We start from the raw sequence: 22,474 nt of genomic DNA on the forward strand, positions 1-22,474 counted from the left end.
CCAGTTTCAATTTTACTGATTGATTTTAACAATTGCATGAATAAACCGTTAGAATTAAAAGAAAAAATAGGAGAACATATGACAGGAATCACAGCAAATGGGCTTTTTCAATTAAAATCGACCTCTCAACTAGCCTACGCCGATGGCAAAGTGTTTTTCGTTGAAAATTCAGTTGATGAAAAAAATAATGCCTATGAAACAGAAATAAAATCAATTGACGAAACTGGTCTGATTCAGACTTGGGCCAACGGCAAAGGCATCAATTCAAATTTAACAGTAGCTGGAGATGATCTGTATTTCACAGCCAATGATATAAAAACAAAAAAAACGCAACTTTTTTCAGTCAATTTTCATGGCGGTGTCGCTAAACAGCAAACCTTTGAAAAAACAAACGTGATTGATTTGATTGCCAGTCCAGACGGCAGCTTTTTAATTTATCAGACAAAGCAATCAGAAATTGACTCAAAATTTAAGACCAGTGATTTTCCAAATACTCGCGAAATCACAAGACTCGTCAGCCGTTTGGACGGCAGCGGCTGGTTCGACGAAAAAGCTGTTTATCGAACTTTTAAATTTGATCCAAATAGTCAGGCTTCAGTTCAAATTTTTGAAAAAGACCACATGATCAGTCTTTTGGATCTTTCACAAGATAATCAGCAGCTGCTTTATGCTGAAAGTAATCAGCCAAATAATGACTTGGATTTTGGCGAAGGTATTTACACCTATCATTTCGCAAATAAAGGGCAAATATTTATCAGCAGTTCATTACCGACTGGCCAGTTTTTTGATGCTCGTTTTTCACCTGATGCTGGCAAAATTTTATTAGCTGGCAGTGATGAGCATCTGACTAACAATACGAAACAGGAGCTGTATCTTTATGAAACAGCTAGCCAAAATCTAACGAATATCACGCAACGATCCGACTTCGATATCGATTGCCATTTAGCCGCTGATTTCGAGCAGCAGTCATCCGGCCGCGTCTTAGCCTGGATCGATAATGCTAACTACTTTTTTACGGCGGGTTATCATGGCCATTCACAGGCGTTTACAGGCTCAGGCACACAATTTAGAATCATTTACAATGAGAAAACACAGATTTACGATTTTGCACTGCTACCAAACGCTCAGATCGCCTTTTCTCTCTCAGCGCAAAATAAAGCCAACGAAATCATCAAGCTCGACTTGAAAACTAATACCCCTTTTAAACTCTACAATCCAAATCTAAAGTTCGAAAGAGAACATGATTATGCTCAGACGGAGCACTTTAATTTTCAAAGTGAGGATGGCTGGGCACATGATGGCTGGTATATGCACGCTGTTAACCCAAAAGATGCTCACAACGTGCCAGTTTTGTTATATGTTCATGGCGGTCCGCATGGGGCTTACGGTGAAACATTTTTCCACGAATTTCAAGTCCATGCTGACCATGGCTACGCCGTTGTGTTTGTCAATCCACGCGGTTCGACGACCTACGGCCAAGAATTTGAATCAGCTGTCATTGGTCACTATGGTGAAAAAGACTTTAGCGATGTCATCGCTGGCCTTGATTACGCATTAGACCATTTCCCAGAACTCGATCGAAAGCGCCAATATATCGCCGGTGGTTCTTATGGCGGCTTTATGACAAGTTGGGCAGTTGGTCACACAAATCGTTTCGCCGCTGCTGTCACACAACGATCGGTTATCAACTGGATCTCAATGTGGGGTACCTCTGATATCGGTTGGTTCTTTAATGTCTCAGAACTCGGTTTGGACCTATACGATAAGGGCGGCTTAGAAGAATATTGGCGTCGATCGCCTTTAGCATACGCAAAAAACGTCAAAACGCCACTATTGATTCAGCATGGCGAGTGGGACATGCGCTGCCCTATCGAACAATCTGAGCAATTTTATACCGCTGTCAAACAAAATGGCAACGAGACTAAATTTATTCGCTACCCGCAAAGTTTCCACGGTATTTCTCGTAGCGGCTTGCCCAGTCTACGACTTAAAAGATTAGCGGATATCGAAGCTTGGTTAGATTCTCATGAATAACTGATTTAGGCGATTCAATTCGGAATTGTCTATTTTTTTGTCTAAAAAACGACTGAGCGATACGAATTGATGCCGTTGGTTGAAACGCAGATCTTCAAACTTTAAAATGACGATCACGAGATGATTTTCAGTTAAAAACAGTTGTCCGATTCCATCGAAGTGACCACGCGTATGTTTACCAGTTCGCCAAACAGCTAGCTTTGTCTGCTGACCACAATATACAAATTTGCCATCGCTATTCTGTTGTAATGGAACACCGTAAAATAATTGAACTTTGTAGGTGTTTTTCTTCATAAAAAAAGGCTATTAATTAGCCAAATAGTCCTCTTCTTTTTTGTGGTGTCACATTTTCACCACGCAGTTGTGCATAAGCTGTCAAAGCCTTCTTTTCTTTCTCGTTCAATCTTTCCGGCACTTTGACAATCACTTTGACATACTCATCACCAATGCGTGTTGAATTCACGTATGGCGCGCCTTTTCCGCGTAAGCGAAACTCTGTGTTCGTCTGTGTTCCAGCGGGAATCGTCAACTCGACATCGCCATGGACTGTTTTGACTTGGATTTTATCACCCAGTGCAGCCTGAACGAAGCTAATTGACTGTTCAAAATAAACATTGGCACCTTCACGTTCAAAGCCATCTTTTGATTTAGCAACGACAAATTCAACGTATAAGTCACCAAAGGGTCCGCCATGAGTCCCTGCTTCACCTTGACCGGATAAACGCATTTGCTGACCAGACTCAACACCGGCCGGAATCGTTACCTTTACTGCATGTTCTTTAGAGCTGCCGCCTGTCTCTTGACGGACATATTTGATTTCCGTGGATTTACCAAAAACCGCTTCTTCGAAAGTTAAATTAACACGGTATTGGAGATCACGACCTTTTCTAGGCGCGTTTGGATTGAAAGCACCACCAAACATTTGGCCAAAAATATCACCAAAATCACCAAAATCTTGGCCATTAAAATTAAAGCCGCCTTGTTGAAAACCGCCTTGGCCGCCAGCTGTATTAGCACCAGCTTTGCCATATTGATCATAGGCAGCTTTCTTTTGCGAATCACCTAAGGTCTCATAAGCCTCTTGGACTTGCTTATACTTAGCCTCGGCACCAGCAGCGTGATTAAGATCTGGGTGATATTTCTTCGATAGTTTTCGATAAGCATGTTTTATGTCATCTTGGCTGGCGCTTTTGTCCACACCGAGAATTTTGTAGTATTCTTCATTATCCATAGTTATGTAGGCTAGGTTTTAGCCTAGCATTTGATTTACTTTTTATCGTCAGGATTGACTTCTTTGAAGTCGCCATCGACAGTCTTGCCGTCTTCACCTGGTTTTGCCTTATCATCTGGTCCAGCTTGTCCAGCTGCATCAGCATCACCAGATTTCGGTGCTGCCTGCTGATAAAGTTTAACAGCTAAAGCCTGAGCAGCCTTTTCAAGGGTATCTTTCTTCTCTTTCAAAGTCTCAGTATTATTCGAATCCTTAGCTTTTTTTAAGTCGGCTAAAGCATCCTGAACCGGCTTCTTGTCAGCGTCGGTCAATTTATCGCCAACATCCGTCAACGTTTTCTCACTTGAGAAGATCAACTGGTCAACTTCGTTATGCAAGTCAACTTCATCTTTCTTTTTCTTATCGGCTTCTTCGTTAGATTCAGCGTCCTTGACCATCTTGTTGATTTCATCCTCTGAGAGACTGCCAGGATTTTGGATCGTGATCTTTTGGCTCTTGCCAGTGCCTTTATCTTTGGCTGAAACGGATACGATACCGTTACGATCAATATCAAAGCTGACCTCGATCTGCGGAATACCGCGTGGTGCAGCTGGAATATCTGTCAATTGGAAGTTGCCCAAAGTCTTGTTATCAGCAGCCATTGGACGTTCACCTTGCAAAACATGAATGTCTACAGCAGGCTGATTATCGGCGGCCGTTGAAAAGACTTGCGACTTTGAAGTTGGGATCGTCGTATTACGGTCGATCAGCTTGGTCATAACGCCACCCATTGTTTCAATACCAAGCGACAGAGGTGTAACATCTAGCAACACAACATCTTTAACATCGCCCGTAATCACAGCACCTTGTACAGCCGCACCCAAAGCAACGGCTTCATCAGGATTGATTGAATGGTTAGGCTCCTTGCCTGACAGTTCTTTAACTGACTCCTGGACAGCAGGAATACGAGTTGAACCGCCGTTAAGAATGATTTCATCAATATCAGAAAAACTCAAGCCGGCATCTTTCATCGCATTTTGAACCGGTACCTTAGCACGGTCAACTAATGCAGCTGTTAATTGATTAAATTGTGCTCGAGTTAAAGTTTTATCAATATTCAAGTTTTGATGAATAAATGGCAACAGGATCTGAGCTTCGTTAGCTGAAGACAAAGTTTTCTTAGCTTTTTCAGCCTCGTCTTTCAAACGCTGCAAGGCCAATGAATCTGTTGACAAATCAACACCATTTTCCTTTTTGAAGTCAGCGACCAACCAGTCGATAACCTTTTGGTCGAAATCATCGCCACCAAGATGTGTGTCGCCATTAGTTGACAGCACTTCAAAGACACCATCACCCAATTCAAGGATCGAAACATCAAAAGTACCACCACCAAGATCATAAACCAGAATCTTTTGATCCTTATTTAATTTATCAAGACCAAAAGCTAAAGCAGCGGCCGTTGGTTCGTTAATGATCCGCTGCACATTCAAACCGGCAATTTTACCAGCATCTTTCGTTGCCTGACGTTGAGCATCGTTAAAGTAGGCTGGAACCGTAATCACAGCGTCACTAACTGTCTCGCCAAGATAATCCTCAGCATATTTCTTGATGTATTGCAAAATCATCGCTGAAATTTCTTCAGGGCGATATTCCTTGCCATTGGCTTTAACGCGATAATTGCTTTCACCCATGTGGCGCTTAATCGATGAGATCGTGTCAGGGTTAACGATCGCCTGGCGTTTTGCAACATCACCAACCTGCACCTCACCATTTTTAAAAGCAACGACCGATGGTGTCGTCCGTCCACCGTCCGGATTTGTAATAATTTTCGGCTGGCTGCCTTCCATAACAGCAACAGCTGAATTAGTTGTTCCTAAATCAATACCAATAATTTTTGACATTTAAAGTCCTCCTTATTTTGTATAAACACTAACCATTGCCGGACGCAGGATCCGGTCATGCAACTGATATCCCTTTTGTAAGATAACTGCGATCGTATCTTCTTGCTGTTTGGCCGGATCATCAATCGGTGTCTTTTGAATTGCGTTGTAAAGATTGGGATCGAATTGATCACCGACTTTGCCAACTTCAGTAATACCGCTCTGCATTAATGCATTGCTTAAAGATTTGTGCGTTAGCTCAATGCCAGCAAGAAGTTTTTTTGAAGCTTCGTCGTCAGTACTGATCACCAAGGCACGCTCCAAATTATCGAGCGCCGGTAAAATACTCTTAGCCAAATCCTGACCCTCGTATTTTAAAATATTGGCACGCTCTTTTTCAAAACGCTGTTGCATATTCTGGTTTTCCGCTTCAGCTCGGTAAAATTTGTCTTCATAATCAATGACTGGTGTAGCTTCAACTTTCGAATCATGACTTTTCTCGTCAATGAGCTGTGAATCATTTTTCGACCCCTTAACAGCTTTTTCGATTTCCGCTTCCGTTGCCGGCTTCTCTTCTTTTTTAGCCTGTGATTTCTTCTTTTCTACCAAAAGATCACCTCAATTCGTACCAGAAAATAATAAACAATATTGGTCAAATAGTCAAGATTGGTCAAACATTTTTTTTGATATAATTGAAAATTATGTCGAATATCGCGATCAGATTAGCTAATTTAAAAGATTTATCAGAAATAATGCAAATCATCGCTGATGCTAAAGCACGTTTAAAACTTGCCGGATCACCGCAATGGCAAGGCACTTACCCAAATAAAGAGTCGTTTACAAATGATATCGAAAAAAAATGGTCCTACCTGCTAACTGTTGATGACAAAATTGCCGGCGTGGCTGCTTTGATGCAGATTCCTGAAACAACATATACAGACATCGAGCAAGGTTTTTGGTTGGAAGCTAATAACTTGCATTATACAACTATTCATCGTATTGCAATTTCTGATCAATATACCGGTCAACATCTGGCTAGTCTTTTCTTCAAATCGCTTATTCAAGAATCAAACCGGCTAGGCTTCAATCAGGTTCGTTTCGATACACATCGTATCAACTTCGCCATGCAGCATATTGGTGAAAAGTTAGGCTTCCAAAAGCGTGGCGTGATTTACGTTCAGGATTATGCAGACAACGCTAGGCTGGCGTATCAGTTAATACTCGCAAATAGTCAAAAATAAACGCTTTATTTATTTTTGGCCTAAAATTCTTTGACTGTTAATTTGATCCTGCTTGAGCTGCGAAATAAGCTCTGTAACGTTGCTGTATTTAACTTGTTCTCGCAAATAATCAATCCAAAAAACAGCGATTTTTTCATTATAAATGTCAGCAGAAAAAGCGAATAAATTAATTTCGATCGTCATTGGATTATCGTCGCCAAAGGTTTGATTATGACCGATCGAAGCCATACCGTCGAAAAAGCGACCTGCAAGTTTGCCAGTCAGAATCTTCGTTCTGACAGCATACACAGCTGTTTTTGGCAACAATTGTTTTTCATTCAAGCTTAAATTAGCTGTCGGAAAACCTAGTTTGCGACCTATTTGATTGCCATAAACCACCTTGCCGACTGTCTGATATTGATAGCCTAACAAAGCATTAGCGGCTCTTAAATCGCCTTTAATCAATAATTGGCGGATACGAGTTGAGGATATTTTACCTGAAAAATCAGCAAATTCATTGACCGCCACAACTTGAAAACGGCCCGCTGCGTAACCAGGCAAGTGATCCATATCAGCTTTTTTTGCAAGCGACCCGTATGTATGGTCAAAACCAGCCACAACAGCAATCGCACCAAGCTTGGCTAAATAGTGGTCTACATAGGATTGCGGGCTCTGAGAGCCGAAATCAAGGCTGTAATTGATCACATAGCTGGTATCTACGGCAAGATCCGCTAACATGGCCAGTTTTTCCTGCAGGGGCAGGATCGGAAACTTCAAAGCTGGATCCGGATCATAGAAACTTGTCGGAGACTGGTCGTAAGTCAGGACAGCCAGTTTTAACTGCTGCTTTTCGGCTAAATCCTTAGCTTTGTTAAGAACGGCTTGATGGCCTAAATGAAGACCGTCGAAGTAGCCCATCGCCAGTACGAATTCTTTTTTGGGATTTTCGTATGTATTTGGAAATTGTAACTTAATTATTTTCATGAATCAGCATCTTTAGAGGCTTGTACAAGTCTTGATCATTTTGATAAATTGCTTGGAAACTTTGGTTGTAGAAAATTTTTACTAGGGAAACAGAAATGGGCAGTTTTTTTAACCAACCGCCATTTTTGACCAATTCCCAGTCACTCTCGCTGATCGAGTATTTAGCTAGACCAGGCAATAATTTTTCTAATGGCATCACAAATCGTTTTGGGTCTTGACTATTTAAAATCTCATCCAAATCATAAGCATCCTCAATATCATAACTATCGGCTTTGACCCGACGCAGTTTCGCCATTGTCGCTGGCAGACTCATTCTCGCACCAAAATCCTCTACCAAAGTTCGAATATAAGTTCCTTTGGAAACAGTTGCGGTAAAATTAATGAATTCTTGACCCTTGGCAGCGTCAAAATTAACGCTGCCAATCTGGTGGAAATCTGTCACATTAATTTCTCTAGCCCGTCGTTCGATCGTTTGCCCTTTGCGAGCCAGCTCATACAGATGTTTGCCATTGACTCTGACCGCTGAATACATTGGTGGAATTTGTTTGGAACTACCAATAAAACTCTCAAATATCGTCCTTTTGCGGTCGTCTGAAACTGGTGACGGCAAAAATTGCACCTCAGTCACACGACCATCCATGTCTTGTGTATCGGTTTTGATCCCAAGAATCAGCGTTCCACGATACTGTTTTTGATTTTGCTGGAGAAAATCAATCAGTTTCGTTGCCTTTCCAAGCACGATGACTAATAACCCCGTGACCGATGGATCCAAAGTACCCGTATGCCCGATCTCCTTTTGATGGAAAACATGTCTCAATTTGGCCACGACATCAAAACTAGTCAGTCCTGCCGGTTTATCAACGAGCACAATTCCGTTGTACATGTACTATTCTCCTTGTAACGACTGATTTTTTTAAAATAAAATAGGTTGATCGCTTACTTTTTTAAATGCTGAGCAAACAAATCTGTAAAATGACCACAAACTTAATTTTACGGGTTTTTGCCCTTTTCGGAATATTTTAAACACAAAAAAACGGGTCTCCCCGTTTTTTAAAAACTTATTGTCAAAATTAAGCTTCTTTACCAGAATTCTTAATAATATCTTCTTGGACATTACGCGGTACAGCCTCATAGTGGTCAAAGAACATTTGGAAAGTACCGCGTCCCTGCGTTGCAGAACGTAAAGTCGTTGTATAGCCAAACATTTCGGCCAAAGGTACTTTAGCTGTCACAGTAACGGTGTTACCGTGGCTCTCCTGATCTTCGATCATGCCGCGACGAGCAGAAACGTGTCCCATCACGTCACCAAGATTATCAGTCGGGCTAACGATCGAAACTTTCATGATCGGTTCCAAAATCACAGCGCCGGCTGTCTTAGCAGCAGCACGCAATGACATTGAAGCAGCGATCTTAAAGGCCGCTTCAGATGAATCAACTTCATGATAGCTGCCATCGTAAAGCTTGGCTTTCAAATCAACTAACGGATAACCAGCCAAAGGACCTGACTGCATGGACTCTTTTAAGCCCTGCTCAACGGCTGGGATATATTCACGAGGAACAACACCACCAACGATCGCATTATCGAATTCAAATCCTTTACCTTCATCGTTAGGCGAAAATTCAACCCAAACATCACCATACTGTCCTTTACCACCAGACTGACGAATATACTTGCCTTGCGCCTGCACTGTTTTTGTAAAGGCTTCACGGTAAGCAACTTGTGGGGTACCAACATTGACATCAACATTAAACTCACGGCGCATACGATCAACCATGATGTCTAAATGCAGTTCGCCCATGCCGGAAATAAGCGTTTGACCGGTTTCGGGATTCGTTTCAGCGTGAAACGATGGGTCCTCTTCGGACAGTTTTTGCAAAGCTTCAGCCATCTTTTCCTGATCGGCTTTTGTCTTAGGCTCAACAGCCATTTGAATAACCGGGTCAGGGAAGTCCATTGATTCCAGAATCAATGGATGGTCAACTGAAGTTAATGAATCACCTGTCGAAGTGGCTTTTAAACCAATCGCAGCAGCGATATCACCAGAAAATACTTCATCAATTTCAGTACGCGTGATCGCATGCATTTGAAGCAAACGGCCAACACGCTCACGAGTACCTTTCGTCGTGTTCTGAACATAAGAACCCGACTTTAAAGTACCAGTATAAACACGAATAAAGGTTAGACGGCCAACATAAGGGTCAGTCATGATTTTGAAAGCTAAAGCTGCAAATGGTTTTGCATCATCAGCCATCAAATCAACTTCTTTGTCAGTATCGGGATCAGTCGCAGTATATGGACGAACTTCCAGCGGTGATGGTAAATAATCAACGACCGCATCAAGCATCAGCTGAACGCCCTTATCTTTATAAGCAGATCCGGCCAAAACTGGATAGAACTTCAAAGCCAAAGTCGCGCGACGAATAGCAGCTTTGAGGTCAGCAACAGAAATCGCTTCCTCACCCAAATACTTTTCCATTAGCTGATCATCAACATCAGCAACAGCTTCGATCAATTCTTCACGTTTTTCTTCAACCAGATCCTTTAAGTCATCAGGAATCGGACGTTTTTCCCATTCGGTTCCTAATTTATCATCAGGATACCAGGCTTCACGCTGGACCAAATCAATCACAGCAGCGAAATCATCTTCAGCACCAATTGGCCACTGAATCGCCTTTGCATTAACATCTAGACGATCTTTCAAAGAATCGACCGACATCTGAAAATCAGCACCCAGCTTGTCCATTTTGTTAACAAATACTAAACGAGGAACTTCATAAGTAGTCGCTTGGCGCCAGACAGTTTCAGTCTGCGGTTCAACGCCAGCAGCGGCATCCAAAACAGCAATCGCACCATCCAAAACACGCAGTGACCGCTCAACTTCAATCGTAAAGTCAACGTGGCCCGGTGTATCAATAATATTGACACGATAAGGAGTCTCTTTCCATTGTTCGTGGAAACCATGCCAAATGGCAGTCGTGGCTGCGGATTGAATCGTAATGCCACGTTCCTTCTCCTGATCCATGAAGTCCATTTGTGAGGCGCCATCATGGGTCTCACCAATCTTATGAATTTTTCCCGTATAATAAAGAATTCGTTCAGTTGTTGTCGTTTTGCCGGCATCAATATGAGCCATAATTCCAATATTACGGGTTCTCTCTAGAGGGAATTCACGAGTAGCCATATAATCTCCTTCTTAACCTAATTACCAACGATAATGAGCAAAGGCACGGTTAGCCTCAGCCATTTTATGTGTATCATCACGCTTCTTCACTGAAGCGCCGGTACCATTTGCAGCATCCATGATCTCTTTGGAAAGGCGTTCTTCCATTGTCCGTTCAGAACGCAAACGCGCATACTGAACGATCCAGCGAAGACCCAAAGTAGTCCTTCGTTCCGGACGCACTTCAATCGGAACCTGGTAGTTAGAACCACCGACACGGCGAGCCTTAACTTCAAGAACAGGCATCACATTATCCATAGCCTTGCCAAATACTTCGACCGGATCATTACCAGTCTCGGACTGAATACGTCCAAAGGCTTTGTAAAGAATCGACGAAGCAGTTCCGCGTTTTCCATCAAGCATTAACTTGTTAATCAAACGACTAACAAGTTTTGAATTATAAATTGGATCTGGCAACACTTCTTGTTGCTTTGTATAAGCTTTTCTAGGCATTGGTCTACTCCTTACTTCTTTGGACGCTTTGCGCCATACTTTGAACGTCCATTCATACGGCCTTCAACACCGGCAGTATCAAGGGCACCACGAATAATATGATAACGAACACCAGGAAGATCCTTAACACGTCCGCCACGGATCAAAACCACAGAGTGTTCCTGTAAGTTATGACCGATTCCCGGAATATAGGCTGTCACTTCATACTGGTTCGAAAGACGCACACGGGCGTACTTACGAAGGGCTGAGTTAGGCTTCTTTGGTGTCATTGTTCCGACACGAGTTGCAACGCCGCGCTTTTGAGGAGCAGTGTTGTTAGTTTGCTTTTTGGACATTGAGTTATATCCAAAGTTCAAAGCTGGTACCTTAGACTTAAACGTCTTTGGCTTACGAGGCTTGCGAACTAATTGGTTAATAGTTGGCATATATTTCTCCTAAAATATTGATAATACTGAGTTTTTCTTGCTTTTTCTATGGCTCATCCACAGTACCAGGCGTGTCCTAATTTGGACTTTAAAAAATGCCTTAAACCGCACAAAAGCGCAAGAAAGCACGCAAATAGTATATAACATCTGGGTCGAACCGTCAACCGATGTGTGCTAGTTTTTGCAGCCGAATTATTTTATTATCCTGCCCTTTACACTAAAATAGATGATATGAATAATCAGCCCTTAGCCTACCGTATGCGGCCAAAAAAAATTGAAGACGTCGTTGGCCAACAACAGCTGATCGGCAAAGGCAAAATTATTTGGCGTATGGTCCAAGCGCACCGCTTATCTTCTATGATATTGTATGGTGCTCCAGGCACAGGCAAAACATCGATCGCTTCAGCAATAGCCGGGTCAACCGATCTTTCCTTTCGAATTTTAAATGCTGCGACCGATGGCAAAAAAGAGCTGCAAGAGGTTGCTGAAGAAGGAAAAATGTCGGGTTCAGTCGTTTTGCTTTTAGATGAGATCCACCGACTCGATAAGGCAAAACAAGATTTTTTGCTGCCTCACTTAGAATCAGGCCGCATCATTTTGATTGGTGCTACAACTGAAAATCCATATTTATCAGTTACACCGGCCATCCGATCAAGGACACAAATTTTTCAGGTCGAGCTTCTTTCTGAGCAAGACATCAAAACCGCTATTGATCGTGCATTAACTGACAAAGAAAACGGTCTAGGTAATTACAATATCAAGTTGGACCAAGACGCACAAACACATTTGGCCATTGCGACCAACGGTGATTTGCGTAGTTCTTTAAACGGTCTGGAACTCGCTGTTTTATCAACAAAAGCTAGCGGCAAAAAACAGCAAATTCATATTACCTTGCCAATTGTTGAAGAAACCATTCAGCGTAAATCCATGTCTGGAGATAAAAACGGCGACGCACATTACGATGTCATCTCTGCTTTTCAAAAATCCATTCGCGGTTCAGATGCTGATGCAGGCATCTATTACCTTGGACGAATTCTCGAAGCTGGTGATCTAGCCATTGCGGCAAGACGCCTTCTAGTAATTGCCTACGAAGACGTGGGTCTGGCTAATCCGAACGCCGCCGCTCATGCTGTTCAAGCAGTGACAGCTGCACTGCAGCTAGGCCTTCCTGAAGCAAGAATTCCACTGGCAAACGCTGTGATCGAGTTGGCTTTATCGCCAAAATCAAATTCTGCCTATATGGCAATCAACAACGTCATGACTGATATCGAAAAAGGTGGTACAGGCGATGTCCCGATCCAATTAAAAAACACACGCAATTGGGGTAAGACCAAAAATCAGCAAATTGATTATCTTTATCCACACGATTTTCCAAATGATTGGGTTGCCCAAGCATATTTACCAAATAAAATTAAAGATAAGCGATATTTTCAAGCAAAAGGAAATTCCAAGTATGAGCAGTTATTATTTGAGACCTATAACAAATTAAAAGAAAATCAGCAAAAAGGTTTAAAAGATTGACGCAGACAATCACGATCAAAAGACATTTTCAAGAGACATTCATTGTTAAGAAATCCCGTTTCATCGCAGATATTTGGCCTATCCAAGACGAAAGACAAGCCAAAACTACGATCCAGACCAATAGGCAGCTTCACACCGATGCCAATCATGTCGCTTTCGCTTATACAATTGGTTTGCAGCGAGAAATACAACGCATGTCAGACAACGGCGAGCCTTCCGGAACAGCTGGTAAGCCAATCTTGGATGCGATCTTAAAAAATGAATTAGTCAACGTTTTAATCACAGTCACGCGATATTTCGGTGGTATCAAGCTGGGGGCCGGCGGCTTGATTCGCGCTTATTCACAATCAGCTAGTCAAGTGGTCAACCGGGCTGACCTCGCGTTTTTAACCAGTTTTGATATAATTCAAGCGGTGTTTGATTACGCCATGATCGATCAATTTAATTATTTTGCTAAAATACATAACATCAAAGTCACCAATATGATGTATGCTGGTCAAATTCAAGCAGACTGTTACCTGCTAACCAGCCGCAGTCCCGAACTTCAACAGCTGCTGATAAATTCTTTTGCCGGTAAAATTGATTTAAAACAGACGGGTAAAATATTGTTACCCATTTTGACCAAAGAAAACGATCAATAGCAGTTGCTCCGAAAAATAGTCTTAGATGCGTTTAAAATCTGAGGGAGCTGATATAATAAGTACAAGCACTCGGCTGTACGCGTCGATCTTAACTATCAGTTTTTGCCTTACAACTACTGACCCGGGAACAGCGGAAAGTGTCTATGGCAAGCCTTTTCATTTGGACGCCCGCAGCACGATCTCAGTTCCCACTTTTTATTTAGGGGTCAAAATCTGCAGATCAGCTAACGGCAGCATCGGTGTTGGCATCCGTTTGACGGGTGCTTTTTTTGTAATCAAAATGTAGAATTCATAGTATGACTATTATTGGTATTATTTTGGCGATCGTTGATCTCGTGCTTGGCTTGTTTTTATATACACATCAAAAAAAACTGCTTTTATGGGATGAAGCAACTTATCCGCAAGTTAAAGATATAACGCTGAAAAATGGCAGCACTTTGATCGTACTCGGCATTATTGCTATCATCGCCGTTATAAAAAACAGCGATCTGTTTTTACTCATTTGCGCAGTTTTAAGTATGATCTTTGCTTGGATATTTTTGTATCAGCTTTATCAATTAATGAATTCGTCCAAATAAGCCACAACAACTGCGCGACCAAAACCTTTTAAAGCTGATTAAACCATTTTGGTCGATACGGTCTTCCAATCACAGCTCAATCATTGCAAACTATTTTGGCTTCACTTCCGTGATGACCTTTTCTAACGAATTAATGACCAGGTCAGCATTTTCTCCCAAGAGTTTTCGCAGCATGTCATCGTTTTTTTGAAGTGCCTTATGAATATTTTCGGCTGATTTTTCCGTTTGCGAGGTTAATCTGATAATTTTATATCGGCTATCCGTCGATGAAGGCAGCCTCGTTACGAGACCTTTTTTTTCCATCAGCTGCAACAAAGAAGTCGCTGAAGATTTTTGAATATTGAATTCATTTTCAATATAGGACTGATTAATTTCTTTAACGGTTTCCATTCGGTAAAGAAAATCAATAATGCTCATCTGCACACCTGTTAAACCCATCTGGCGAGCAACTTGGTCACCGTAACGTTGGATAGAGTTATTGGCCTTCTTGATAGCGATTCCTAACGATTTTTCCATTGCATCCCCAATCGATCCTAAAATAATCTATCGAATATATTATTATTTAAAAACATTTGACACAAAAACTCAATCATATATAATAATTGATAGTCAAAAATGGTTCTGTATAGAACTATTAAAGGGGTTGAAAATCTTGGAAAAAACAATTAACTTAAAATTTTATTTAGCTATCTTAGCAACTGGTCTCATGGCCTTTTGCGGTGTTTTGATCGAAACCGCAATGAATATTACTTTTCCCACTTTAATGCGGGAATTTTCACTGAATACTGCCAGCATTCAGTGGATCACAACTTCATATTTGCTCGTTGTTTCAATCATTGTGCCCATTGCTTCCTATCTCCAAAAGCGTTTCACGATCCGCCGTTTATTTTTGGTCGCAAACAGTTTGTTTATTATTGGCCTATTAATTGACAGCTTCGCTGGTAATTTTATGGTCTTGATTCTCGGCAGACTGATTCAAGGCTGTGGCACAGGGATCGCTTTGCCTTTAATGTATGCCATTATTTTGACAAAATCACCTGCAGATAAAATTGGCTTCTTTATGGGAATCGGCGGCTTAGTTACAGCTGTTGCGCCAGCCTTAGGCCCTACATACGGCGGCTTGATCGTTGGCATTAACTGGCATTTAATTTTCGCCATTTTATTAGTCGTGATGATATTTTCACTGCTAATCGGCTCCTATGCAATTTCAGCTGATAGCAAAACAGAAAAAGTACCTTTTGATTTCGCAGGCTGGCTATTGATCGCACTCACATTTGCCAGTTTGATCGTTGGTTTTAGCGGCTTTAGCAGTTCGTTTCAGCGTTCGCTTATTTTAATCGCAATTGGACTAGTTGCTCTGGCAGGCTTTGTGTACCACTCAAATCATGTTCAGCATCCGATCATTCACCTCGCCGTCATGAAAAATCCGGCATTTAATTTACACCTGCTCAGTTATTCCCTGCTTCAAATGGTCAACGTGGGTATTTCTTTTATTTTGCCGAATTATTTGCAAATCGTAGACAAACAAAGTAGTTTCATCGCTGGATTATTGTTGTTTCCCGGCGCAGCGCTAGGTGCTTGTCTCGCACCCATTGGTGGCAGGATCATGGATAATTTGGGAGCTAAGAAACCTATTATCACTGGTTTAGTTTTGCAATTACTAGCAGTTTTGTTTTTGGATATTTATGCTAAAAATGCTAATACGATCCTTATTTTGATCATGTACATGGGTACCATGTTTGGTATGGGTTTCTCTTTTGGCAATATTATGACAAATGGTCTGGCTCAAGCCGAGGAAAGCCAACGATCGGATGGAAATACTTTATTCAATTCTATGATGCAGTTTTCCGCCGCTTTTGGTACAGCCCTCGTTTCCGTGATTATTACACTCTCCCAAAAAAATGGCAGTCGTTTCGCTGAAACAACGGCTACTGGTGCCCAGCGTGCTTTAACCGTTCTACTTGCGTTGACTTTTATCAATATTATTTCTATCTCGTTTGCTTTGCGTCAAAGCAAAAACAAATCATAAGTGTCTTCAGCAAACACTAACAGACATATTCTAGACAATAATAAAAAAGGAAATTATTTCTAATTTCCAGCATACATATGATTTAATTTTTAACTAAGATTTTGACGAATTTGAGCTTTCATAAACAAACGTGTCGCATCATACTCGATATCAGCAATCATTTTGTTGTAAGTATTAAAGGCGGCCGTTTGATATTCAATCAAAGGATTATATTGGCCGTAGGACCTCACCATAACTGATTGGCGTAAACGGTCCATATCGTCAATGTGCTGCATCCAATGCTGATCAATTGCCCGTAGCATAATCGTCTTCTCAAAATTGACCATTTGGTCTTTATCGGATAATGTATCCTGTTTCTCAAAGAATTCACGATTCGCCAATTCATACAAAACTCGTTTGATTTCATCAGAGCTTTTGCCATTCAGATCAGCCACAGTCACATCTGTTGCATTATTTAAAGCATTGTCAACAAAATCAACAATCGCTAAAATATCCCAGTCCTTTTCTTGACCAACTGTGTGAGCATCAACAACACGATCAATCGTCCGGTAAACCATTGGCAGAAAATCCGCTTTTAACGATTCAGTAGACTTCATGATCTCAGTTCGCTCATCATAAATGATTTCGCGCTGCTGACGCATAACGTCATCATATTGCAACACTTGTTTACGCGTATCATAGTTGTTGCCTTCAACACGTCTTTGAGCTGACTCGACTGATCGCGAAATCATTCGATTTGTCACAACAGCTTCGTTATTGTCCATGCTCATCCGTTGCATGAGCTGTTTTATCCGATCAGCACCAAAACGAATCATTAAATCATCTTCCAAGCTAAGATAAAAGCGCGAGAATCCTGGGTCCCCTTGACGACCAGAACGACCACGCAGCTGGTTATCAATTCGACGGGACTCATGGCGTTCGGTCCCGATGACTGCCAAACCACCGAGATCAGCAATTCCTGGTCCAAGCTTAATATCAGTTCCACGACCAGCCATGTTCGTGGCAATCGTAACAGCACCGCGTTGTCCAGCCTGAGCAACGATTTCAGCCTCTTGCGCATTATTCTTGGCGTTTAAAACATTGTGCGGAATATTTTTCTTAATCAGCATTTGTGAAAGTAATTCAGAGGTATCAACAGAAACCGTTCCAACCAAAACAGGTTGTCCCTTAGTATGCAGCTCTTCAATTTCCTTCACAACGGCATCAAATTTCCCACGAAGATTAAAGTATAAAACATCAGGTTCATCAACACGCTTAACTGGCTCGTTTGTCGGTATCTGGACAACTTCCATGTTATATATTTCTTTTAATTCTTCTTCTTCGGTCTTAGCTGTTCCGGTCATGCCGGAAATTTTCTTATACATTCTAAAGAAATTTTGCAGTGTGATCGAGGCTAAAGTTGTACCTTCTCCTTGGATCTGAACGCCCTCTTTAGCTTCAAAAGCTTGATGAAGACCGTCAGACATCCTATTTCCTTCGGCGATACGTCCAGTAAACTGGTCAATTAATTTAACTTCACCATCACGCACAACGTAATCCTTGTCTCTAAAGAAAGAATAGTTAGCACGCAGTGCCGTCTCGATAAAGTGTGCTAAAGCAACATCACTGTCATCGTAAAGGTTATCAATGTTGAAGAAAATTTCAGCCTTGTGAATCCCTTGATTTGTCAGCATAGCTGTCTTTTGTTCTTCATCGACCGTATAATCTTTTTCTTCGCCTTCGTCTAGCGTTTTCACAAATCGATCGGCTCGTTGATAGAGCATATTAACATTATCTGATGAACCGCCAATAATTAACGGTGTTCTCGCTGAATCAATTAAAATCGAATCTGCCTCATCGATCAGAACATAATTTAACGAACGAACAACCCGCTCTTCCATTGTCTGTGCCATATTATCGCGCAAATAATCAAATCCAATCGCAGAATTAGTCGTATAAGTAATATCACAAGCGAAGGCAGCTTTTTTATCTGCCAGCTGCATATCATTTAAATTAATTCCGATCGTGAGACCCATCCATTTGTATACTTGGCCCATTTCTTCAGCCTGATACTGCGTCAAATACTCATTGACCGTCACAACATGCACGCCCAGTCCAGTCAATGCATTTAGATAAACAGGCATCGTTGCTGTCAGCGTTTTTCCTTCACCAGTCTTCATTTCTGCAATGTTGCCGCCATGCAGAACTGCACCGCCAATAATCTGGACTCTAAAGGGATAGAGACCTAAAACACGTTTGTCAGCTTCACGAACCGCAGCAAAAGCCTCAGGCAAAAGGTCATCAAGCGTTTCACCCTTTTCATACCTATTTTTAAACTCAGCTGTCTTTGCCTGCAGCTGCTGATCAGATAATGCAGCCATCTCAGCAGCATGTGCCTCTGTTAAATCGGCTGAATGTTCATATTTATGTAACTGACGCTTTGGATTTTCAATTAATTTTCTAACTGGATTAACCAAGTTAACTCCCCTGCCAAAAAGACATAAATTCACTAATAAACATTATAGCAAGTCAGGCTTGATTATCCTAACGAGCCAGCGCGATACTGGAAACCTTTTTGGCTTTATTCATATATAATACATCTGCTGTTTGATGTAAAGTTGTACCCGTCGTGTAAACATCATCCAACAGCAAAATGGATTTTTCCGCAACATCATTGTGTACTAAATAAAATAAATTTTCTTTTTTTAAACGCGCCTGCCGTTTTAACTTGGAGGTCTGCTTTTTTTCTTTCACCGCCAAAATATCCGTCGACATTTTCAGGGCCGCAAATTCAAATAACCCGGTTACTTGATTAAATCCACGCACTGCCATCGAACTTTCACTGATTGGAATGGGTATCACTAGATCAAACCCAGTCATTATTTTTTTAAATTTTTTCTTTAGATCTTCACTAAATGCTTGCCGCAAGCGATAATCGCCAACAAATTTGTAATAATGCATATAGTCTTTCATCAGAGGATTGTAGTTCACTAACGCTTGGTTATTTAAAAGGAAGGCATATTTCTGCCGCCAATTTTGGCAGTCTTGGCAAACTGTTTGTGAAGATGGCCGGCCGCAGTCTTCACAAACATCTCCGGTTATAAAATCAATTTTCTGCCGGCAATCTCGGCATAATGTTTCGGAACTAAAGTTGGGGCAAATAAGATCCGAAAAATAACGATCATCTTTTAACGACTGGTCGCATAACAAACAACTGCTATTTGCCATCACGTTGTTCCCGCCCTTTCCGATTCATAAACCGAATTTGTTCAGCGGCTTCCTTTAAAACAGCTGTTTGTTCTTGAATGAGCGCTAAAACGAGACCCGTAGGCCGATCTGTGTTTCGGCCGACTCTACCGGCAATTTGTACGATTGCATTGGTCGTAAAAACCTGATCATCCGCACCCAAAATAATGACATCAATGCCTGGCAAAGTAACACCGCGTTCAAGAATCGTGGTCGTTACGAGAAATTGAACACTTTTGTCGCGCATCTGCTGTACTTTTTCTTTTCGCTGTGGATCCGCTGCATGAACTGATAAGCCAGTCATCTTAAAAAAATTTTGAATATTCTTTAACAGTGGATCCAAATCACGAATCGTGGGCACAAATAAGAGAAAACGTTGGCCGTTTTTTTCATATTCTTTCAATTGTAATCGTAATTTTTTAGGCAATCGCGCTTTAAAAATTTCTTTGCGCCAATTACCGATCTGCGAAAAAAATAGTTCAGGCAATAAGTGTTGGTGAAATCTCAACGGCAGAAAAGAAGTCGCTAATTGACTGCTCTTATAAGCTTTGAGTAGTTTTTTTGTTGGTGTGGCCGTCAAGTAAATTGTACTTCCTTCGCGTTTTTTAGCACGTTTTGAGGCAAATTCTAAAACTGAATCGCCACGAAAAGGAAAAGAATCTACCTCGTCAATGATCAATAAATCAAAAGCGCGATAGAATTTCATTAATTGATGGGTCGTCGCCAAGACTAATTTTGTATAGTGGTATTCCTCAGGTGTATCGCCATATAATACCAGCAAGTCCAATCCATTAAAGGCTTGCCGCAAGCGAGGGGCTAATTCTAAGATCACATCAATCCTCGGTGAAACCATTGCGACGCGCTGACCCTTTTTAAGGGCGTGATCGATCGCCGGAAAAATCATTTCTGTTTTCCCTGCACCAGTCACGGCCCAAATCAAACGGTCAGTCTGGGATTCAAGCGACTGAATGATCTCAGTAGACACATTGCTTTGCTGATCGGTTAATCGACCCTGCCAAGTTAAATAACTGGGGCTAGCTTGTGTCGCATTTTCCTCTGCATAGAAAAAACAATTAAAGCTAGCATTCCGTCCCATTTTTAAGCAAGCTGTACAAAAAAATTCATGATTTGGTAAGACCGCCGTTTCCCTTTGACCACAGCGACTACATCTGCCCTTTTCATCAAAGGCCGGCATTTTTTTGATACGTGGATCGTTTGCTTGATCAAAACGCAATCTCAAAAGCAATCGTCCAAAATAATTAGAAATATCAGCCATAACTAGTATTACGTTTTTTTAAAAAATAAATTAAAACACTGTTCAAAAATAAAATAAAAACTCCCACTAATAAATACGATTTAGTCATGAGAGTTTTTAAAATATGATTTTATGCCAAAATTTTTTCTTTGATTTGTTTGTAAACTTTTTCAGCACCGATGCCAGTCAAAAGAGGAACACCATTTATCACCTTATCTTTTATACTCGTTGGAACCATAGTAGTTGACACAACAATATCATAATCATCAATTCGATTAACCTCATCAGCTATTTTCGATTGCAGAAACTGAACCGATGATGCAATGCCTTCTTGATCTAAATAATCTTTAATTTTTCCAGTTGCAACCGTGGAAGTTGCAATACCCGTACCACAAACAACCATAAGTGTTTTTGCCATAAAGTAACCGTCTCCTTAATCAACAATTTTTGTAACTTTTTTGTCATGGAACTTATTTAACCAAATCATCAAAGCCAAAGCAACAGCTCCAACCGCGATGATGCCATACCAAGACATCAATTTGCCTAATCCTACAATCATTAATGTTGTCCAAGTACCACCATCTGATAGTACCGAGACAGAAGTAGCACCATGCATAGCGAAATGTGCTGATTTTGCAGATATGGTCAGAAGCGGTGCAACCCAAGAAGCAATCCAAAGCGAAACCGCAATATCAACAATTCCACCAATCACAATTCTAAAGACATTACCTCCAAAAACAGCTGCCATAACAGCCATCATAAATGGAATGGTAGCTAAATCTCCAAATGGCAAGACTGAATTACCAGGTAAGATGACCGCAATAAGTAACGTAATCGGCACAAGAACAAGTGATGCAGAAAGAACTGCTTCCTGTCCAACAGCTAAAGCGGAATCCATACCGATATAAATGTTGCGACCTGGGAAATGCTTTTGCACTGTTTTGTTGGCAACTTCCGAAATTGGTTGTAGCCCTTCCATCAATAACGCAACCATTCGAGGCATTAAAATTAAAACAGCTGCTGTAGACATACCTAAACTTAAAACTTTAGTTAAACTATAACGGGCTAAAAAGCCTATTACGATACCGATAATCAGACCCATGACTGCCGAATCACCAAAAATCCCCAATCTTTTCTGAATACTTTCTGGCGTCCAATGAATTTTATTAACACCAGGGATGCGATCTAAAATCCAATTAATTGGAAGCGCTAATATAAATCCAGGTGCCGAAGCTCCTTGAGGGAAAGAAATTCCTTCCAGCCCGTAGTGTTTCTGAATCGTGGGTGCCGCCAAATCAGCCAAGAAATAAATCCACATAAGATGAACAATCATAGTAGCCAAGCCCAAACCAAAGCTGTTGGTTGCAGCGTAAACCAGCGAACCAGTAAAGGCAATGTGCCAATAATTCCATAGATCGACATCCAACGTTTTAGTTAATCCAATTACGAGAAAGATCACGTTAGCAACAACGCCTATTGGTATTGCTAAGCTTCCCAAAGTAGTCCCGTACGAAATCGCTGAAGCAGCGGGCCAGCCAACATCAATAGATTTTAAACTCAAACCAAAATTTTTGACCATTGCTTGAGCAGCGGGTCCCAAATTATCAGTTAAGAGTCCAATAACTAAATTCAAACCAATAAAACCAATTCCAACAGTAATTCCAGCTTTAAATGCCCGACTCACTTTAAGTCCCAGCAAGAGTGCGAACACAAACAAAAGCATCGGTAAGAATACCGTTGGGCCAGCATTTAAAAGCCATTTTATAATTCCCATATCAATCTCCTTTAAAGTAAATGA

The 22,474-nt window shown here is 41.2% G+C and carries 21 protein-coding genes; 6 read left to right on the forward strand and 15 right to left on the reverse strand.

Annotated features, from left to right (window positions below; genetic code table 11):
- The first annotated feature begins 78 nt into the window (after positions 1-78).
- The gene (locus tag DLJ48_RS00790; RefSeq protein ID WP_128685038.1) at positions 79-2,034 is read left to right on the forward strand and encodes an alpha/beta hydrolase family protein; all 1,956 of its coding nucleotides are present in this window, start codon (positions 79-81) and stop codon (positions 2,032-2,034) included.
- Here DLJ48_RS00790 and DLJ48_RS00795 read toward each other — a convergent pair.
- Genes DLJ48_RS00795 through grpE form a run of 4 tightly spaced genes read right to left on the reverse strand, consistent with a single transcriptional unit; the run spans position 2,017 to position 5,733 of the window.
- Complete coding sequence (locus DLJ48_RS00795; RefSeq protein ID WP_128685040.1) at positions 2,017-2,328, reverse strand: DUF7671 family protein; 312 nt, start codon at positions 2,326-2,328, stop codon at positions 2,017-2,019. The two genes, DLJ48_RS00790 and DLJ48_RS00795, sit on opposite strands and share 18 nt — an antisense overlap.
- A 16-nt stretch (positions 2,329-2,344) precedes the next feature.
- Positions 2,345-3,265, reverse strand: coding sequence for a DnaJ C-terminal domain-containing protein (locus tag DLJ48_RS00800; protein ID WP_128685042.1), 921 nt, complete (start codon positions 3,263-3,265; stop codon positions 2,345-2,347).
- A gap of 35 nt (positions 3,266-3,300) precedes the next feature.
- Positions 3,301-5,145, reverse strand: a complete 1,845-nt coding sequence (dnaK, locus tag DLJ48_RS00805; protein ID WP_128685044.1) for a molecular chaperone DnaK — start codon at positions 5,143-5,145, stop codon at positions 3,301-3,303.
- Positions 5,146-5,157: 12 nt separating this feature from the next.
- Positions 5,158-5,733: a nucleotide exchange factor GrpE gene (gene grpE, locus DLJ48_RS00810; protein WP_128685046.1), complete on the reverse strand. Its 576-nt coding sequence runs from the start codon at positions 5,731-5,733 to the stop codon at positions 5,158-5,160.
- Between the two features lie 92 nt (positions 5,734-5,825).
- On the opposite strand from grpE, the gene DLJ48_RS00815 reads away from it, so the two are divergent.
- Complete coding sequence (locus DLJ48_RS00815) at positions 5,826-6,365, forward strand: GNAT family N-acetyltransferase (RefSeq protein WP_128685048.1); 540 nt, start codon at positions 5,826-5,828, stop codon at positions 6,363-6,365.
- Positions 6,366-6,374: 9 nt separating this feature from the next.
- On the opposite strand, the gene ribF is transcribed toward DLJ48_RS00815, so the two are convergent.
- From ribF to rpsL, 5 genes are all read right to left on the reverse strand, one after another.
- The gene (gene ribF, locus DLJ48_RS00820; protein ID WP_128685050.1) at positions 6,375-7,328 is read right to left on the reverse strand and encodes a riboflavin biosynthesis protein RibF; all 954 of its coding nucleotides are present in this window, start codon (positions 7,326-7,328) and stop codon (positions 6,375-6,377) included.
- Entirely contained in the window at positions 7,315-8,211 is an 897-nt protein-coding gene (truB, locus tag DLJ48_RS00825) for a tRNA pseudouridine(55) synthase TruB (RefSeq protein ID WP_128685052.1), read from the reverse strand. The genes ribF and truB overlap by 14 nt, the downstream gene beginning before the upstream one ends.
- Before the next feature lie 187 nt (positions 8,212-8,398).
- A complete protein-coding gene (gene fusA / locus DLJ48_RS00830) occupies positions 8,399-10,510 on the reverse strand; it encodes an elongation factor G (protein WP_128685053.1) in 2,112 nt (703 codons plus the stop codon).
- A 21-nt stretch (positions 10,511-10,531) separates the two neighbouring features.
- The gene (rpsG, locus tag DLJ48_RS00835) at positions 10,532-11,002 is read right to left on the reverse strand and encodes a 30S ribosomal protein S7 (RefSeq protein ID WP_128685055.1); all 471 of its coding nucleotides are present in this window, start codon (positions 11,000-11,002) and stop codon (positions 10,532-10,534) included.
- Positions 11,003-11,013: 11 nt separating this feature from the next.
- The gene (gene rpsL / locus DLJ48_RS00840) at positions 11,014-11,427 is read right to left on the reverse strand and encodes a 30S ribosomal protein S12 (protein WP_128685058.1); all 414 of its coding nucleotides are present in this window, start codon (positions 11,425-11,427) and stop codon (positions 11,014-11,016) included.
- 231 nt (positions 11,428-11,658) lie between these two features.
- On the opposite strand from rpsL, the gene DLJ48_RS00845 reads away from it, so the two are divergent.
- The 3 genes from DLJ48_RS00845 (at position 11,659) to DLJ48_RS00855 (ending at position 14,167) form a co-directional block, all read left to right on the forward strand.
- Positions 11,659-12,948 carry a replication-associated recombination protein A gene (locus DLJ48_RS00845; RefSeq protein WP_128685060.1) on the forward strand — a complete coding sequence of 430 codons (1,290 nt, stop codon included), beginning with the start codon at positions 11,659-11,661 and terminating at the stop codon, positions 12,946-12,948.
- Entirely contained in the window at positions 12,945-13,589 is a 645-nt protein-coding gene (locus tag DLJ48_RS00850) for an IMPACT family protein (RefSeq protein ID WP_128685062.1), read from the forward strand. Before DLJ48_RS00845 ends, DLJ48_RS00850 begins: the two co-directional genes overlap by 4 nt.
- A 296-nt stretch (positions 13,590-13,885) precedes the next feature.
- Positions 13,886-14,167 carry a hypothetical protein gene (locus DLJ48_RS00855; RefSeq protein ID WP_128685066.1) on the forward strand — a complete coding sequence of 94 codons (282 nt, stop codon included), beginning with the start codon at positions 13,886-13,888 and terminating at the stop codon, positions 14,165-14,167.
- 90 nt (positions 14,168-14,257) lie between these two features.
- Here the strand turns inward: DLJ48_RS00855 and DLJ48_RS00860 are convergent, their stop codons facing one another.
- Positions 14,258-14,683, reverse strand: a complete 426-nt coding sequence (locus DLJ48_RS00860; RefSeq protein WP_128685069.1) for a MarR family winged helix-turn-helix transcriptional regulator — start codon at positions 14,681-14,683, stop codon at positions 14,258-14,260.
- 136 nt (positions 14,684-14,819) lie between these two features.
- Here DLJ48_RS00860 and DLJ48_RS00865 point away from each other — a divergent pair, with 136 nt between their 5' ends.
- Positions 14,820-16,196: a DHA2 family efflux MFS transporter permease subunit gene (locus tag DLJ48_RS00865; RefSeq protein ID WP_243148615.1), complete on the forward strand. Its 1,377-nt coding sequence runs from the start codon at positions 14,820-14,822 to the stop codon at positions 16,194-16,196.
- 89 nt (positions 16,197-16,285) lie between these two features.
- Here the strand turns inward: DLJ48_RS00865 and secA are convergent, their stop codons facing one another.
- The 5 genes from secA to DLJ48_RS00890 form a co-directional block, all read right to left on the reverse strand.
- Positions 16,286-18,652, reverse strand: coding sequence for a preprotein translocase subunit SecA (secA, locus tag DLJ48_RS00870; protein WP_128685071.1), 2,367 nt, complete (start codon positions 18,650-18,652; stop codon positions 16,286-16,288).
- 67 nt (positions 18,653-18,719) lie between these two features.
- Entirely contained in the window at positions 18,720-19,148 is a 429-nt protein-coding gene (locus DLJ48_RS08525) for a ComF family protein (protein ID WP_243148688.1), read from the reverse strand.
- 244 nt (positions 19,149-19,392) lie between these two features.
- A complete protein-coding gene (locus DLJ48_RS00880; RefSeq protein WP_128685073.1) occupies positions 19,393-20,697 on the reverse strand; it encodes an ATP-dependent helicase ComFA in 1,305 nt (434 codons plus the stop codon).
- Positions 20,698-20,806: 109 nt separating this feature from the next.
- Positions 20,807-21,094, reverse strand: coding sequence for a PTS sugar transporter subunit IIB (locus tag DLJ48_RS00885; protein ID WP_128685075.1), 288 nt, complete (start codon positions 21,092-21,094; stop codon positions 20,807-20,809).
- A gap of 15 nt (positions 21,095-21,109) precedes the next feature.
- Positions 21,110-22,450: a PTS galactitol transporter subunit IIC gene (locus DLJ48_RS00890; RefSeq protein ID WP_128685077.1), complete on the reverse strand. Its 1,341-nt coding sequence runs from the start codon at positions 22,448-22,450 to the stop codon at positions 21,110-21,112.
- Between the last annotated feature and the right edge of the window lie 24 nt (positions 22,451-22,474).

This window comes from Oenococcus sicerae, from assembly GCF_004102045.2.
GTDB lineage: Bacteria > Bacillota > Bacilli > Lactobacillales > Lactobacillaceae > Oenococcus > Oenococcus sicerae.